The organism is Bacteroides sp. D22 (assembly GCF_000163675.1).
GTDB lineage: Bacteria > Bacteroidota > Bacteroidia > Bacteroidales > Bacteroidaceae > Bacteroides > Bacteroides xylanisolvens.
Map to the genome: position 1 here is coordinate 25131 of NZ_GG774822.1, position 16983 is coordinate 42113.

Consider the following 16983-nt stretch of genomic DNA (forward strand, 5'->3'; position numbering starts at 1 on the left):
GACAATTGGCAATCACATGAAAAAACTATTGACACTGCTACTATTTTCTAACATCCTGTTTTCCCTGTTACAGGCACAACCTGTACATCAAATAAAGGGAACGGTGATTGAGAAAAACAGCCGTCAGCCATTAGAATTCATTAACGTAATGGTTCTTGGGCTGAATAAAGGTGGTGTCACCAATGCGGAAGGTCATTTCACCATCGAACAAGTGCCTCCCGGCATCTACCGTCTGCAAGCGACAGCCATCGGCTACAAGAGTGTCACTACTCCCGAATATATCTTATCTACCAAAGATCTGAACATTTCGATAGAAATGGAAGAGAACCTGACCGAACTCGCAGGAGTAACCGTCACCGCTTCTCCTTTCCGGCGCGACTTGGAAAGTCCGGTCAGCCTGCGCATCATCGGATTGCAGGAAATAGAAAAGAGTCCGGGAGCCAATCGAGACATTTCGCGTATTGTTCAGTCTTATCCGGGAGTTGCCTTCTCTCCTATCGGCTACCGCAATGACTTGATTGTACGCGGTGGTTCTCCTTCTGAAAACCGTTTCTATCTGGACGGAGTGGAAATACCCAATATCAATCACTTCAGCACGCAAGGAGCATCCGGCGGTCCGGTGGGAATCCTTAATGCCGACCTGATACGTGAAGTAAATTTCTATACCGGTGCTTTTCCCACTGATAGAGGGAACGCACTTAGCTCCGTGCTTGATTTCAAATTGCGCGACGGAGACATGGAGCATAACTCACTAAAAGCTACCCTTGGAGCATCCGAAGTCTCTTTGGCCTCCAATGGGCATATTGGAAAAAAGACCTCGTATCTAGTATCCGTGCGTCAATCTTATCTGCAATTCCTGTTTGATATGCTCGACCTGCCTTTCCTGCCGACTTTCACCGATGCGCAATTCAAATTGAAAACCCGGTTCAACGAACAGAACGAATTGACGGTATTGGGGCTTGGAGGAATCGACAATATGCGATTGAACACGAAAGCAGATAGCGAGGACAATGAATATATCCTTAGTTACCTGCCAAAAATCAAGCAGGAAACGTTTACCTTAGGTGCTGTATATCGTCACTATGCAGGGCCGCATGTGCAATCGGTGGTAGTCAGTCACAGTTATCTGAACAACCGCAACACCAAATACCGTCAGAATGATGAAAGTATTCCGGAGAATCTGATGCTCCGCCTCCGTTCTACCGAACAAGAGACAAAATTCCGTTTCGAAAACAATTCTTCTTTCCGCAACTGGAAGGTCAACCTCGGATTGAACCTGGATTACAGCCAATATACCAACACCACCTTTCAAAAGGCATATACCAATCAGGCACAAACGTTTGATTACCATACTTATTTGGGGATGATGCGCTGGGGACTTTTCGGCACTATCAGCTACTCTTCGATGGACGAACGCTTCACTGCTTCTTTGGGATTGAGAGCGGATGCCAACAATTATTCATCGGCGATGAAATCACTCTCCGACCAGCTTTCACCGCGCATATCGCTTTCCTATCAACTTGCCGATCACTGGTTTTTAAGCGGAAATGCAGGACTTTATTACCAGTTGCCTCCTTACACGGCTCTCGGTTTTAAGGATAATAACGGAACGTATGTCAACAAATACAATCTCCGCTATATGAAAGTCAGCCAGGAAAGCTTGGGTATCAGTTGGCGCAAAGGAGATACTTTCGAAGTTTCCGTGGAAGGATTCTACAAAGATTATGATAAAATTCCGCTCTCCGTTGTAGATGGCATTCCTCTTACCTGCAAAGGGAATGACTACGGGGTGATTGGCAACGAATTGCTGACTTCTACCGCTCAAGGACGTTCGTATGGCGCGGAGATTCTGGTAAAGTGGCTGATCGCCAAGAAACTGAATCTGGCTTCCTCCTTCACCATCTTTAAAAGTGAATACCGCAACGACAAAGAAAGCGAATACATCGCATCCGCATGGGACAACCGATATATTTTCAATTTACGGGGAACTTACAATCTGCCCCACCAATGGAGTGTTGGCATGAAAGTCAGTTACATCGGCGGTGCTCCTTACACCCCTTATGATGAAGAAAAGTCATCTTTGGTATCCGCTTGGGATGCACAAGGCAAAGCATATTACGACTATTCAAAATATAATAAGGAACGTCTTCCGGCCTTTGCACAGGTAGACCTCCGCATCGACAAGACATTTTATCTGAAACATTGCATGCTGGGATTCTATCTTGATTTGCAGAATATCACGGCCAGCAAACTGAAACAGCAGGATGTGCTGATGAGCACCGGCATCATCGAAAATCCGGCAGCTCCTGCCAACAGCCAACACTATAAAATGAAACGCCTCAAACAATCGAGCGGGACTTTGCTCCCCACATTAGGAATAACATTTGAGTATTAATTTATGCATAGAACATTAAACTAGAAAAAGAGTATGAAAAGAGAAATCGCTATGATTGCCTTCGTATTATTAGGCATGGGAATGACAGCTTCTGCACAATTCGGCAAGAAGATTAATTTAGGAAAAGCCTTACAAGCAGGTAAAGATGTAGTATCAGCCGTTACATTATCTGATGCGGACATTGCTAATATGAGTAAGGAATATATGGCATGGATGGACACTCATAATCCATTGACAAAACCTGATACTGAATATGGCAAACGTCTGGAGAAACTGACGGGACATATCAAAGAAGTGGACGGACTGAAACTTAACTTTGGCGTATATGAAGTAATAGACGTAAACGCCTTTGCCTGCGGTGACGGTAGTGTACGTATCTGCGCCGGTTTGATGGATGTTATGACGGACGAAGAAGTAATGGCAGTGGTAGGTCATGAAATCGGTCATGTGGTTCACACAGATTCCAAAGACGCTATGAAAAATGCCTACCTACGTTCAGCTGTGAAAAACGCGGCAGGTGCAGCCAACGACAAAGTAGCCAAACTGACAGACTCCGAACTGGGAGCCATGGCAGAAGCTCTTGCCGGTGCACAATTCTCACAAAAGCAAGAAAATGAAGCCGATGATTATGGTGTTGAATTCTGCGTAAAAAACGGCATCGACCCTTATGCAATGGCAAATGCCTTGAGTAAATTGGCAGAACTTGCAAAAGATGCTCCTAAAGCATCCTATGCACAAAGAATGTTCTCTTCACATCCGGACACTCAAAAACGCATTGAACGTACAAAAGCCAAAGCAGACAGCTACGCTAAGAAGTAAAGAGTTTATCTAATATATAAGGAAGAGTTCAAAACTTCCTGTTGATTTTTATTAAGGCACGGATTACACGGATTAACACAGTTCTTATTTAATTGAAACTGTGAAATCAGCGTAATCCGTGCCTCAATTATATTATTATGATTACACAAAAAAGACAACACGATTATTAAATTTTCATTAATATATTACACATATTTGCATAGTGTCCCGATTTCTTGTAATTTCGACCCTATAACCATTTAAATCCATTTATGGAATTTCTTATCATACTTTTCTTACTTATACTGAATGGCATTTTTGCCATGTATGAAATTGCGTTGGTATCATCCAGCAAAGCACGTCTTGAAACACTTGTCGCAAAAGGTAACAAATCAGCCCGAGGAGTTTTAAAACAATTGGAAGAACCGGAAAAGTTCTTGTCTACCATTCAGATTGGTATCACGCTGATCGGTATCGTATCCGGTGCGTATGGTGGTGTGGCTATTGCCGACGACCTCGTTCCTTTCTTTTCCCTCATTCCGGGCGCAGAAGCTTATGCACGCAACCTGGCAATGATTACTACCGTAGCAATCATTACCTATCTTTCTCTGATTATCGGAGAGCTAGTACCCAAATCTATCGCTCTTAGTAATCCGGAGCGATACGCCACTTTGTTCAGCCCGGTCATGATTCTGCTGACGAAGGTTTCTTATCCTTTTGTGTGGTTGCTAAGCGTCTCTACCCGGTTACTGAACAAACTTATCGGTCTGAAAAGCGAAGAACGCCCCATGACACAAGAGGAAATCAAAATGATCCTGCATCAAAGTTCGGAGCAGGGTGTGATTGACAAAGAGGAAACGGAAATGATACGCGACGTATTCCGTTTCTCTGATAAACGCGCCAACGAACTGATGACACATCGCAGAGATCTTATTATCCTTCATCCCGATGATACACAGGAAAAAGTGATGAAGATTATTGAAGAAGAACATTACAGCAAATATCTATTGGTAGACGAACGGAAAGATGAGATTATCGGTGTGGTTTCCGTAAAGGATATTATCCTGATGGTAGGCAACAAAAAGGTGTTTAACCTGCGCGAAATTGCCCGTCCTCCCCTCTTTATTCCGGAAAGTTTGTATGCAAATAAAGTTTTAGAGCTATTTAAGAAGAACAAAAACAAGTTCGGAGTTGTTGTTAACGAGTATGGCAGCACAGAAGGCATTATCACACTGCACGACCTGACCGAAAGTATCTTCGGAGACATCCTTGAAGAGGATGAAATGGAAGAAGAAGAAATCGTCACAAGGCAGGATGGTTCAATGCTGGTGGAAGCTTCAATGAATATCGACGACTTCATGGAGGAAATGGGTATCCTATCCTACGAAGATCTGGAATCGGAAGACTTCACCACTCTGGGTGGATTGGCCATGTTCCTGATTGGTCGCATCCCGAAAGCAGGAGATATCTTCACCTACAAGAATCTGCAATTCGAAGTGGTGGACATGGACCGCGGACGAGTAGACAAACTGCTTGTCATCAAACGGGACGAGGAACAGGAATAGGATAGCAAAAAACGAGCAATAGCTCACTATAATTATATTAACTTAAAGCACTTAATGATGAAAAAAGTAATTATGTTAGCAGCAGTCGTAGCTGCTTTGGCATCATGCCAATCAAAAGCAAACAAAGCCGCAGAGGCACAAGCAGACAGTCTAGCTATTGCTATGACTCCGATTACCGAATTGACTGAAGTTTATGAAGGTACTCTTCCTGCTGCCGACGGTCCGGGTATTGACTATGTACTGACCTTAAATGCTGCAACTGACGGTGTAGATACAGTGTACACACTGGATATGACTTACCTCGACGCTGAAGGTCAAGGACAAAACAAGACTTTCACTTCGAAAGGAAAACAAGAGACTGTACACAAGGTTGTGAACAAAAAACCGGTAACTGCTGTTAAGTTAACTCCGAAGGATGGTGAAGCTCCGATGTATTTCGTGGTTGTTAACGACACCACTCTTCGATTGGTGAACGATAGCTTGCAAGAAGCTGTCAGCAATCTGAATTATGACATCATCAAGGTAAAATAATAATAAGCCTAACCCTAACCAGTAAAAAAGCTCTGTATAGAACCTTCGTTCTTGCAGAGCTTTTCCTTTTTTACGCTATCACCTATTCTAATCGGACTATTCACTTTATTAGTTCTACCGATACTTTGATATTACCGTATTCATAAGCCCGGTAATACTGTTATCCCAATACTCCGTGTCCTTCTTGCAGACGTTTCAGCCTCAACAAGGCTTCGATATAATAATAATCTGCATAAATAATAGAAGCATCTATTTCCGAATGAGCGGGCCAGTGTCCTACACTATGCAACAGAAATGACGGTTTGCTTTTACCACTCTGATAACTGTCAGAGTTCAGGCTTGCCAGCATTTCAATAGCTGCATCTTTATAACGTTTTCCTGTTCCATTCGGGAGGTAAGTGGATAATTCAAGCAAAGCAGAAGCCACCACTGCCGCAGCAGAAGCGTCACGCGGAGCATCCGGTATTCCCGGTGCACTGAAATCCCAATAAGGAACCTTGTCTTCCGGCAGACGTTCGAGATAGACATCGGTCACTTTCTGCACGAAATCGAGATACTTAGGATCTTTCGTTTCACGATAAACTACCGTGTATCCATAGATTGCCCATGCCTGACCACGCGCCCACATGGTACTGTCGGCATAGCCTTGATGGGTTACTCCTTTTATCAGATTACCTGTAATGGTGTCGTATACCGCTACATGGTAAGATGTATAGTCAGGACGGAACTGGCATTTCATCGTTTTATCAGCATGAGAAACGGCAATATCATATAAATAAGGATTTCCACCATTCTTCGCTGCCCAGAAAAGCATTTCGAGGTTAATCATGTTATCCATGATGGTATTGTGCGGCCAGTTGCGGGGTTCCACTTCACGAGGCCATGAAAGGATAGTTCCTACAATGGGATTGAACAGAGTAGCCAACGTATCGGCTGTATCAAGAATCACTTGTTTGTAAGCCGGATTCTTGGTCAGGCGGTAACCATTTCCGTAGCTACAGAACACGAGGAAGCCCAAATCATGGTCGAAAGCCGGAGTCCTGGAAAGGAACTCCAGAGAGTTCGTGAACTTCTCCGCTTCTTCCTGAATCTGTTTATCTTTCGTATATTCGTAATCATACCACAATACTCCGGGCCAGAAACCGGCACACCATTCTTCCTTCGTCGCTTTCCGACAATTCCAATGGTGTTCGTCAGTCATGATATTACGTGGCATCATTGTATAGTCGATGCCGGAGTCTGTTTTCAGTTCCGCAAGCGTACGTTGTGTCTGCTCTGCACAATAGTCCAATGCCTTATTCACATCCAATGTACCGGACGGCTGATGAACACACGTACAGAAACCTAACATCACAGCCAAACCTACTACAATCTTTTTCATCTTAATCTGATATCTTCGAGTTAATTCTTAATCTTTATTTCTCTTTGTCAATTATTGATTGGTCAATTACTTATCCATCCGAAACCAATCGACATCTGCCCATCCCCGATTGCCTTCATTCGGAGTCACACAGAATAGTCCGACTTTGGCTCCAATCCATTTGCCTTGACGGGCTGTGAAAGACTCTCCCACTGTCGTATATTTCTTCCCGTCCAGACTATAAGCAAATGTACAAACAGCTCCTTTACGAACCTTTACCTGTAAATAAACTGTTTGCCATTCATTATCTGCTACTCCCGGCATCTTCAAATATTTTACAGGAATATTTGCCAATTCTTTTATCTGTTCGGGATTTTGCTGTTCCGCATCCTTGCAAACTGCCTGTTGCAGAATAAACTGATCTCCAGCTTTGCGGATAGAAAGATAACTGTAATCCCACCCCATCACAATGATTCCGGCTTGTTCTCCATCCTGCTTGGCAGTAAATGTCAGCTTGGTCGTAGCTGTAAATTCTTCAGCCGGAAACTTTTGCATCAGCAGGTTAGGAACTTCCCAGAAGTTCACAAACTCTTTCGAAAGGCTGCCTGCATAAAGACGGATAAATCCCAAATCGGTAGTAAACCCGTAAGTGTCTTTTTTATTGGCATGCCATTGCCATTGTAATCCCAAATGCCGGCTATTGAATTCGTCACTCTCCGGCGGAGTAGCTACCGGATAGGTCTTTCCCACATTCGGTTTCTTATAAGTCGTTACAGGTTCACCGCAACCGTCTTTATCCTTGTCCACTCCGATTACAGGCCAGTCATTTACCCACATCATCGGATTCAGATGAATCACACGTCCGTAAGCGCCTTTATCTTGAAAATGGACGAACCAGGATTCTCCTGTGTTGGTGTCTACCCAGCCACCCTGATGAGGTCCGTTTATCGTTGTCTTTCCTTGTGCCATCACGATTTTCGATTCGTAAGGGCCATAGATGTTCTTTGAGCGAAGCACCAATTGCCAACCGGTTGCTACCCCTCCTGCCGGAGCAAAAATATAATAGTATCCGTTGCGTTTATAGAGCTTCGGTCCTTCTATGGTATGATTCTTTCCATCATTTCCGTCGAACACCATCACCGGATCGGAAATAACTTCTGTTCCTTCCGCATTCAGTTCGCAAATGACGAGGATACTGTTCACTCCACTACGGCTTCCGGCATAAGCATGTATCAGATATACTTTTCCGTCTTCGTCCCACAAAGGAGTTGCATCAATCATTCCTTTCCCTGCTTTCACCAATACCGGTTTGCTCCATTTTCCTTTCGGGTCTTTGGTTTTAATCATATAGATTCCATAATCCGGATCCCCCCAGTAAATATAAAATTCTCCGTTATGAAAACGAATGGCCGGTGCCCATACGCCTTTGCCATGCTGTGCCTTATCGAAGAAGGTTTCCGGCTCCTGAACCGGTAATGCATAGTTTACTAACGACCAATTAACCAAATCATTGGAATGAAGAATAGGAATTCCAGGAATACAGTTAAAACTGGATGCTGTCATATAGAAATCATCTCCGGTCGCACAGACATCCGGATCCGAATAGTCAGCATGGAGAACCGGGTTCTGATAAGTGCCATTCCCCTTATCAGCCACCCAGGTCTTAGAAATTTCTTGTGCGCCTGCCAATGAACCGCAAGCCATCATTCCTGCTAAAAACAGAATCTTTTTACGCATATACCTTACTAATCAATTTCATTCAAAACTAGATTCGTTACTCCTAAAAACAGGTTCTTTCTACCTTATATAAAAACCAAGCACTTTTAAAACTGAATCCTATCTCTGATTTCAAAACAATCTATTTACTGACCTATTTACTTATATATACGAAAGGGATTAGGTAAATACCTAATCCCTTTCCAACTTTTTTCTATTTATCTAAAAACTCATACCCATTTTATTCACGATATAACATTAACGTAGCCCAGCCCAATTGGTCAAAAGCGCCACTATTAGAACCGTAGCGATTAGCAGTCTCTCCTGCCCCACCTTCAGGACGCATTTTATCCGCCAGTACTTGAGCATACTTATAACCACTGCTCAATCCCTTAATCTTTGCATAGTGAGTATAGAAAATTTCCCATCCGGGACGAACTTCCCCACGACCATCGTCAGATACTACCTTATGATCTTGTCCGTGATTTTTATCTTTACATGTACAATTTGTACAGTACTGATACTCTTTAAAAGGTATTTTTGTTATATCAATCAGCCAGGTACCATCCGAATTGTCATTTTTCACTCCATCCGTTGCATTGCTAAGTGCTACATATTCACCCATTTTCATAACTGCGTTATTATTAGCCGCGAAGAAATCTAGTCGGGAAATGTCTTTATTATCCTGATAGAATGTATAAGCTATCTGACAAAGATTAGCTGTTACGGCTGCCGACATTTGAGCATGCCCCTGGTCGCGTCCGCTTTCCTGATTCTGACATATCTCTTCACCAGACAGTGGATCAACATGAGTACCCTGGATTAAATTATTTAGAGCTCCATTGCCAACACCATTATAAAAGTAGTTCACAATATAGTTAACCATATCATCATCTTCAGTTAAAATACCAATGGACAAATAGGAGCACATATTAACTAAATCCCAATTCGACCAGTAATGTAAAGCACAATTGTTACTACCTTGATGATTATCCAGAAAATCTTTATTTTTAGAAGCGAATACTTTCACCATCCACGTTTTAAAAGTAGTTTTATCTGCTTCCGTCCAACCATCATAGGTTTGCATTATTTCTGCCGCATTAGCAAAAGTATATCCTTGCGCACCTGCCGCTAATTTATGATTAGCATCATTTGAAGTCACTTCCGTACAGGTTGCAGCCCATTGATTCAAAATGTTAACCACATTCTTTGCATACTGTTCAGTACCGGTAAGTTTCCATAAAAGCGCCATCTGATAAGCAGCTGCAGCATCCTCCATAGCATAGCTGTAGTTTTCACTACTAAATCCCGTTCCAGTTACATCACCACGAACAATCTTTGTCTGTGGTTGCGGAGTATAGGAAGAAGCTGATACATAACTGGAGTTTTTCAGATTTTCAAACTCATCCTTTACTTTTTGAGGTGCAGTCCCATCATTCAGCATTTTCTTTACCCTATCAAAATCTGCCTGATTAAACATCGCACAAGGATGATTGTAAGTATATTCAGCTTCTACCGGAACATATACTCCTTCCGGGAGTGTCAAATCCACTACTCCGAATTCATTCTCACGGCAGGAGGTCTGCACTGCTATCAGCAGTGCGAAACCCATTATCTTAATTGTATTTTTATTCATAAAGAATCTATTTTGAGCCTTAATTTATTATTCTATTATTTTATCACTTCATAAGTCAGCCCTTCTGACTTAATATATGCTTGCACATCCTGTAATGTTTTGAACGTCTGAACCCAGTAAACATTATAACTTACAGCTGTAGACGATACAATATCAGCATATTTGAATTGAAGAGTTGTAAACGATGCAACAGCAGTTGCCGGGAGTAAACCACCTGTACCCCATTTCTGACTGGCCATATCATAAATAAGCACATGACTTCCATCGCTACATTTATAATCATTCAGCCATTTATTGTTATTTCCGTCTAGACCACCGGAATATTTAGTACCATCACACATCCCGGATGCGTCAAGAGTTATATTACGTGCAGTTACTCCCTCATAATCTTTCACATCATCCATGCGAACTGCGAAAATAGGATAATTGCCAGAATGTAACCAAGAGGTTGTACTCTTACAAATCAAATCTCCACGGCATTTACCACCGGTTAATTTTGTATTGATCGTTATATAGCCTCCATCTTTATTCCATGTATGTGATTCCGCATTTGAAGCATTAGCCCATGTATAATTCTCATTACGGAAAAGCTCCCGTATTAATCCTTCTGCCAAATTCAACTCTATAGACGAAGAATTACCTGTTTCCGGACAGGTGGCAGTTATAGTAACCTTGCCAAACACTCCATTCGCATTGAAAGTAACAACACCTGCCTTCACCGTAGCAATAGTTTCATCACTTGATGTCCACTCTATCAATGACTTGGTACAATTTTCCGGCACTGTTGTAAAGTTCAAAGCAACGCTCTTTTCTGCAATAGCAAATTCATAGCCATTAGTCGATGAGTAATTTTGGTCAATAGCTACCTCCTCCGGTTGTACAATTGAGTTCACGATAATTTCTTTAGTTGCGATCACATTTGCGCCATCTAAAGAAGTTGCAGTAATAGTAACGGGCACAGCCGCACCTTTACCGCTGTCCAAACCTGTAACAACTCCATTCTTATCTACTGTAGCAACAGTTTCGTCAGAACTTGACCACTTCACAGTTTTATAAGTCGCGTCAGATGGTAAAATCCCAGCTGTCAACTGTACAGTTTCTCCTGCATATACATTATCTGCACTTGAAGTAATCGTAATACTCTCCGCACTAATCAGTGAATTCACAACCAACACTTTCAAAGCACTAGCCACATCGCTACCCGAATAATAAACACTGGGGGCAACTTGAATCACCGCTACACCTGTACCGTCACCACTAATAGCATTTACTGTTCCATTAGCATCTACTGTAGCTACGTTTGCATTACTGGAAGTCCAATTTACCTCTTTATAAGTAACATCATCAGGAGTTATATTATAGCCCAACTCTATTTTCTCTCCTTTTACTAAGGGCAAGACTTTCACTTTCGTGTCATCCACATAAATAAGTTGTTGTAAATCTTCTGAAATAATCATTTCTACCGATTTAGGATAAATCGCTTTAGATAGTGGGGATACCTCGTCATTATCATCACATGACAGAAATGTGGAAACGACCGCTGTCATAAACAGACAACCTAACCCATATTTTAATATCTGTTTCATACGTTTTTTCTTTTATTCATTATTACAATAATACATCTTAGTTTTTCCATCCCGGATTCTGTTCCAATTGTGGATTCAACTGCAACTGGTCAGAAGGTAGCGGATAAAGATAAAGTTTATCATTCCAGGTACGATCACTATAGAGTATAAGGCAGCCGTCACTACTAAGCGAACGTTTATGATCAGTCCAGTTGGTTTCAAACCAAGTCCCTGTAACTTGCACTCCAAGCTGATCTTGCGGCATCTCAACAGGTGCAGTAGCCCAACGTTTCAGATCATCAATGCGAAAACCTTCCAGTACAAGTTCAACAGTACGCTCCCTACGGATTTCTTCACGCATTGAAAGATTGTTTGCCGAAACCAATTTGCTACTCAATTTTGGCATATCCGGATTGACACGAAGACGAACCAGATTTAAAGAATAATCTAATTCCGGATCCGTTATAGTACCATTTAGTTCATAAACAGCTTCGGCATAATTCAGCAACACTTCCGCATAACGAATAACCGGAAAGTCATAAGATTCGTAATAATCTTCCAACTGACGTTCTGTACCCCACTTACGATTTTGATAGCCACTACCAGAACGTACATTAGCGGTCAGGCTACTTGTCAAATCTGCATCTGTCCAGGTTGTACGCCATTTTCCATCGTTATTCCAATACTGTTGTCCATGATACAGCATATTATTTCCCATACGGTTATCTCTATTTTGGAATTCATCAGTTACTCCGGCATATTGTTGAAACTTGGATGATTTCCCTATAGGCAACCCGTCAGAACAAAGGTACATATTCGCCAACTTACGAGTCACATAACAAGCATTTGCCACCATACCGTGAGTCAGATTCCATGCTGTTTTATCTCCATTACGATGACGTTTCACAAAGATATATTCTGTATTATCACTCTTTGAAAGGTTGGCCGGATTGCATTGTGCTCCATCTTCTAACGTAAACATATAACGATAACTCTCATTCGCTAATTTTTCATTATAGAAGATTTTATATTTACCACCTTTAATAACCTCATTAGCTGCATCCCTGGCAATAGTCAACAGTTCCGTGCTGCGAGTAGTATTTGAAGTAGCATCTTTTCCATTTGTATGAAATTTTTGCCAGGTACCTTCATATAATGCTACCCGTGACAACATGGCATAAGCGATATATTTATTCAATCGTCCGGCTTCGGAAGACGTTTCGGGTAAACTGCCGGCTGCCTCCTTCAAATCTTTAATTACCTGATCTATCACTTCACCGCGATCATTACGCTTCCCATACAATATTTCAGAGTCCAAGTCTAAAGGTTGCGTAAGAACGATGGCGTCTCCATAAAGCTGCACCAACTCAAAATGACTATATGCACGGAAGAATTTTGCTTCAGCAACAGGCACTGCAATATCTGCAGGTACAGCAAAACTTTCAGCATTCTTCAACAACAGGTTAGTATAATAGATACGTTTATATAGTCTAGTGTAATTAGCATCTGTAGCAGGAATCGCATTTGTACCCTGGCTATACACATTCATAGATGAACCCGCCACTAAATCTGAACGAAAATCACTATGAGGCTCGTCTGATACAGCACGGTTGAAGTCATGAGGCCAACTATAAAATTGATTGGCAAATAACTGGAAATTGGTAGCATTGTTCCACACCAGATTATCACCCAAATCCGACAATGGTTCTAAATTCATGCAGGAAATTGTTACCGCCATGAAGGAAAAAAGACATGCAGCTTTTATATATTGCTTTAGTTTCATATTATCAATTATTTAAAAGGTTAAATTAGCTCCAATGGTAAAGTTACGAGTGAACGGATAACGTTTCACTCCCTTAGCAGCTTGAGTAGTATTATTGGTATCTCGAGCCGATGCTTCCGGATCCCATCCATCTTTAATTTTGGTGGTCTCCCATAAATCTGCTCCTGTCACATATATACGGGCACCTGAAATCGCTTTTGTTTTATTCAAAAGCTTGGCAGGAAAAGTATAACCGATTGTCACATTCTTCAAACGAAGGTAACGGCCGTCTTGCGCTGTCAAAGAAGATGCCTGATAATTATAATTATTGATATTACTTTCATTAGTATATGGAGCGTAGTAAGCATCCCGGTTATTTTGACTCCATGTGTTACCAAGAGAAGCAGTGCTTGTATTGGTATAATTACTACGGAATGGAACAGTCCAGTTATCAATCGGACGATAAACAAATCGATTGGCAGCTCCTTGAAAAACGACATTTATATCAAATCCTTTATAATCTGCGCCAAAGTTGAAAGAATAAGATATTTCAGGAGTATCACTACCCAAATAGATATAATCTTTTTCATCCAACACACCATCTCCATTCTCATCGCAATACATATTGTCACCTACACGCAAGTTAGATGGCATACCAATACCATTATTATTATAATACTTAGTCTTGTAAGCAGCCAGCTGTTCCTCGTTTTGGATTTTACCTCCGTAACGCAGACCGAAAATTGAATTTAGTGGATAGCCTTGCTGTGTTTGTACATATCCTGATTTCAACACAGTTGTACCACCATAGTCGACTAATTCATTACGGGCAAAAGTAAAAGTACCACCTACATGATAATTTACGTCTCCAATCCGGTTACGATAATTAAGCTGACCTTCATATCCCCAACCTTCAAACTTTCCGGCATTAGCTTTCGGAGCAGAATCACCTAACGTCCCCGGAAAAGTAACATTCACTAACATATTATTATTATGCTTCATAAACGCTTCAACAGAACCGGTTAGAGTTCCATTTAAAAAGCCAAAGTCAACACCTATATTATAATTCTTAATACGTTCCCAACTACGTGTAGTGGAGGCCAGAGTTCCATTTGTTTTAATATAAGAAAGCTTATTGGAACCAATATATGCACCATCATCTCCAGCCGCAACCAGATTATAGAGCTGTACCCCATCATAATTTCCAATACCACTCTGATTACCCACTTCGGCATAGGAAAGACGTAATTTCAAATCACTTAACCAATCGACTTTCTGCAAGAAAGATTCTTCTTTTATACGCCATCCAAGTGAAACACCATAAAAGAAATCCCAACGGTTTTCAGGTAAGAATTTAGAAGAACCGTCATAACGTCCATTCAATTCCAACAAATAACGTCCATCATAATCATAGTTGAAACGTCCGAAATAAGAGAGGTTTGCATTCTGATACTTCTTCTCATCACCAGTCAGAGTCACATCCCCCGAACCGTTTACTATTTCCATACCGTTCTGAATATCTTTAACCATTACACCGAAATAAGTGTATTCTTTAAATTCATACTGCGCGCCCAACGTCAAATTCAGCTTATGTTTTTGAGCAAATGTCTTATTAGCCGCCAAATATCCGGAGACAGAGTAAAAATCCGTTCGTGAACTTGTCTGTGTATAAGTTGAGTTTGCCTGGCTTGGGTCTGTCCGTACCTCTACATCACCCATATAATTATAAAAAGTAACAGCGTTTGTTGTTTTATTACGAGCTGCCGTACTTGTACTATATCCTACATTGGCATTAGCTGACAGCCAATCAAAAATCTGATAATTCAAAGTTTCGCTTAATGAAATAGCAGAAACAGAGAGTTTATTGTCGCCTCCATCACGTACAACAGCTGCAGGAGATCCCCATGTTCCCCAAGCATATGGTTTTCCATTCAATGATTCAAAAGGAAGACCGGGCATAGGTAAAGTGGCAGACAAAGCTGATTCAATCTGCGTTGGCGCAACTTGTTCCTGACGATTATACGAAATAGAAGAATCTAATTTCAGGTTCTTAGTAAACTTATACGTATTGTTCATACGAAAGTTATAACGTTGGTTGTTGTTATTACCAAATTGCAAGGTAGAACCATCATAAAGATAACTCATGGAAATACGATAAGATGATTTCTCCGAACCACCGGAAACACTTAAACTATGTTCTGTACTCCATGTATCGCCAAAAAGCGTATCCAGCCAATTTACATCATCCGTAAATACAAAATCAGCAACATCAGTAAAATTGGTCGAACCGAATGGATTAGGACTGTAACGCATATCAAGATAAGAACCTTTATATTTCTTCGCTAATTCGGCATAAGTATACCATACGTCAGATGTCTTTTTATCATTAGTCAATGCTGTCATTACACCATCTGCCCATTGGTCGATATTCATAGCAGAGGCCATCAAACCAACAGTCTTCAAAGTAGCACTACCACTATACTCTACCTTTACTTTACCTTCAGCACCTTTCTTTGTAGTAATTAAAACAACACCACCGGCAGCGCGTGAACCATAGATTGCAGCCGCACCATCTTTCAAAAAGTTCATTGATTCAATATCATTGGGATTCAACAGCCGAAGTTCGTTCACACTCTCATACGCCACACCATCAATGATAATTAATGGTTCTGTGCTATTCACAGACACTGAACCGCGCAAACTCAATCCCCAACTCTCATCTCCCGGAGCAGAGGAACTACGAGTAATCATGACACCTGGCACCTGCCCCTGTAAAGCTTCCAATGGACTAGACAGTCCTCCTTTTTCCTGAAGCATTTTAGCTCCTACAACCGTAACAGCACCTGTTAATGAAGATTTTTTCTGGGTACCATAGCCTACAACCACCACTTCATCCAAGACTTCAGAATCTTCCTGCAATATAATTTTCACAGGTGCGCTACCATTCACATTAATTTCTCTTGTTTTATATCCAATATAAGAAACAACCAAAGTCCCCGGATTGACATTGCTAAGTGTAAAGTTTCCATCTATATCCGTGATTGTACCATTAGTAGTTCCCTTCATCAGCACACTAGCACCAATTATTGGTTCATTATTTGCATCCAACACAGTTCCCTTCACAGCCACAGTCTGCATCACAGATTGTGACCTGTCAACTTCTGCATAGGTCTTCTGGGGTATTCCTGTCAATAACGCAGAAGCAACCACCATTGAAAATAAAAATCTTTTCGGCGAACATTTTAAGATATCATTCATAAAATTAAATTTGAGGTTTAAAAATAGTATTAAATTTTTGTTCTCTAAAATAAGGTGAGGCATACAAGTACCTCTTTGTAAATTCTGACTCCTTTTCCATAAGCACAAAGGGTTATTTATTAATGAATGCGAATCAGTAGTTGAACTCTGATTCCTTGTTTTAGAAAATTAGATAAATGAATGCGATGGCAATTTTGCCCATCGTATGTACTAAAAGTCCAGATGTAGATCTGACTTTCATCGCTCTTTGAATATTTGTTTTTTCATTCAGCCAGTTGAAAAAAGATTCTATCGGTTGTCTGACCTTTGATACTGCAGTTGAAAACAGGTCTCTGCCCGCTTTCTCTCTTTGAGTAATAATAGGCTCCTCTCCCTTTATTGCTTTAACGGGAGTCAT

At 41.3% G+C, this 16983-nt stretch carries 10 protein-coding genes and 1 pseudogene; 4 read left to right on the forward strand and 7 right to left on the reverse strand.

Annotated elements, in window-relative coordinates; translation table 11 throughout:
• Positions 1 to 16 precede the first annotated feature (16 nt).
• From HMPREF0106_RS03705 to HMPREF0106_RS03690, 4 genes are all read left to right on the forward strand, one after another.
• Positions 17 to 2395 carry a TonB-dependent receptor gene (locus HMPREF0106_RS03705; RefSeq protein WP_009040927.1) on the forward strand — a complete coding sequence of 793 codons (2379 nt, stop codon included), beginning with the start codon at positions 17 to 19 and terminating at the stop codon, positions 2393 to 2395.
• A gap of 33 nt (positions 2396 to 2428) precedes the next feature.
• Positions 2429 to 3214 carry a M48 family metallopeptidase gene (locus tag HMPREF0106_RS03700; RefSeq protein WP_004296962.1) on the forward strand — a complete coding sequence of 262 codons (786 nt, stop codon included), beginning with the start codon at positions 2429 to 2431 and terminating at the stop codon, positions 3212 to 3214.
• Positions 3215 to 3465: 251 nt separating this feature from the next.
• A complete protein-coding gene (locus tag HMPREF0106_RS03695; protein ID WP_009040928.1) occupies positions 3466 to 4758 on the forward strand; it encodes a hemolysin family protein in 1293 nt (430 codons plus the stop codon).
• A 57-nt stretch (positions 4759 to 4815) separates the two neighbouring features.
• Positions 4816 to 5289, forward strand: a complete 474-nt coding sequence (locus tag HMPREF0106_RS03690) for a copper resistance protein NlpE N-terminal domain-containing protein (RefSeq protein ID WP_009040929.1) — start codon at positions 4816 to 4818, stop codon at positions 5287 to 5289.
• A gap of 160 nt (positions 5290 to 5449) precedes the next feature.
• Here HMPREF0106_RS03690 and HMPREF0106_RS03685 read toward each other — a convergent pair whose 3' ends face one another.
• From HMPREF0106_RS03685 to HMPREF0106_RS27995, 7 genes and pseudogenes are all read right to left on the reverse strand, one after another.
• Positions 5450 to 6670 carry a glycoside hydrolase family 88 protein gene (locus tag HMPREF0106_RS03685; RefSeq protein ID WP_009040930.1) on the reverse strand — a complete coding sequence of 407 codons (1221 nt, stop codon included), beginning with the start codon at positions 6668 to 6670 and terminating at the stop codon, positions 5450 to 5452.
• A gap of 66 nt (positions 6671 to 6736) precedes the next feature.
• Positions 6737 to 8386, reverse strand: a complete 1650-nt coding sequence (locus tag HMPREF0106_RS03680; protein ID WP_009040931.1) for a glycoside hydrolase 43 family protein — start codon at positions 8384 to 8386, stop codon at positions 6737 to 6739.
• 220 nt (positions 8387 to 8606) lie between these two features.
• Positions 8607 to 10001 carry an alginate lyase family protein gene (locus tag HMPREF0106_RS03675; protein ID WP_009040932.1) on the reverse strand — a complete coding sequence of 465 codons (1395 nt, stop codon included), beginning with the start codon at positions 9999 to 10001 and terminating at the stop codon, positions 8607 to 8609.
• Between the two features lie 35 nt (positions 10002 to 10036).
• Complete coding sequence (locus HMPREF0106_RS03670) at positions 10037 to 11587, reverse strand: Ig-like domain-containing protein (protein ID WP_009040933.1); 1551 nt, start codon at positions 11585 to 11587, stop codon at positions 10037 to 10039.
• 37 nt (positions 11588 to 11624) lie between these two features.
• Positions 11625 to 13349: a RagB/SusD family nutrient uptake outer membrane protein gene (locus HMPREF0106_RS03665; protein ID WP_009040934.1), complete on the reverse strand. Its 1725-nt coding sequence runs from the start codon at positions 13347 to 13349 to the stop codon at positions 11625 to 11627.
• A gap of 12 nt (positions 13350 to 13361) precedes the next feature.
• On the reverse strand, positions 13362 to 16649 hold the full coding sequence (locus tag HMPREF0106_RS03660) for a SusC/RagA family TonB-linked outer membrane protein (protein ID WP_009040935.1): 3288 nt from the start codon (positions 16647 to 16649) through the stop codon (positions 13362 to 13364).
• A gap of 97 nt (positions 16650 to 16746) precedes the next feature.
• Positions 16747 to 16983 (reverse strand): annotated as a pseudogene (locus HMPREF0106_RS27995) (transposase); the annotation flags it as partial.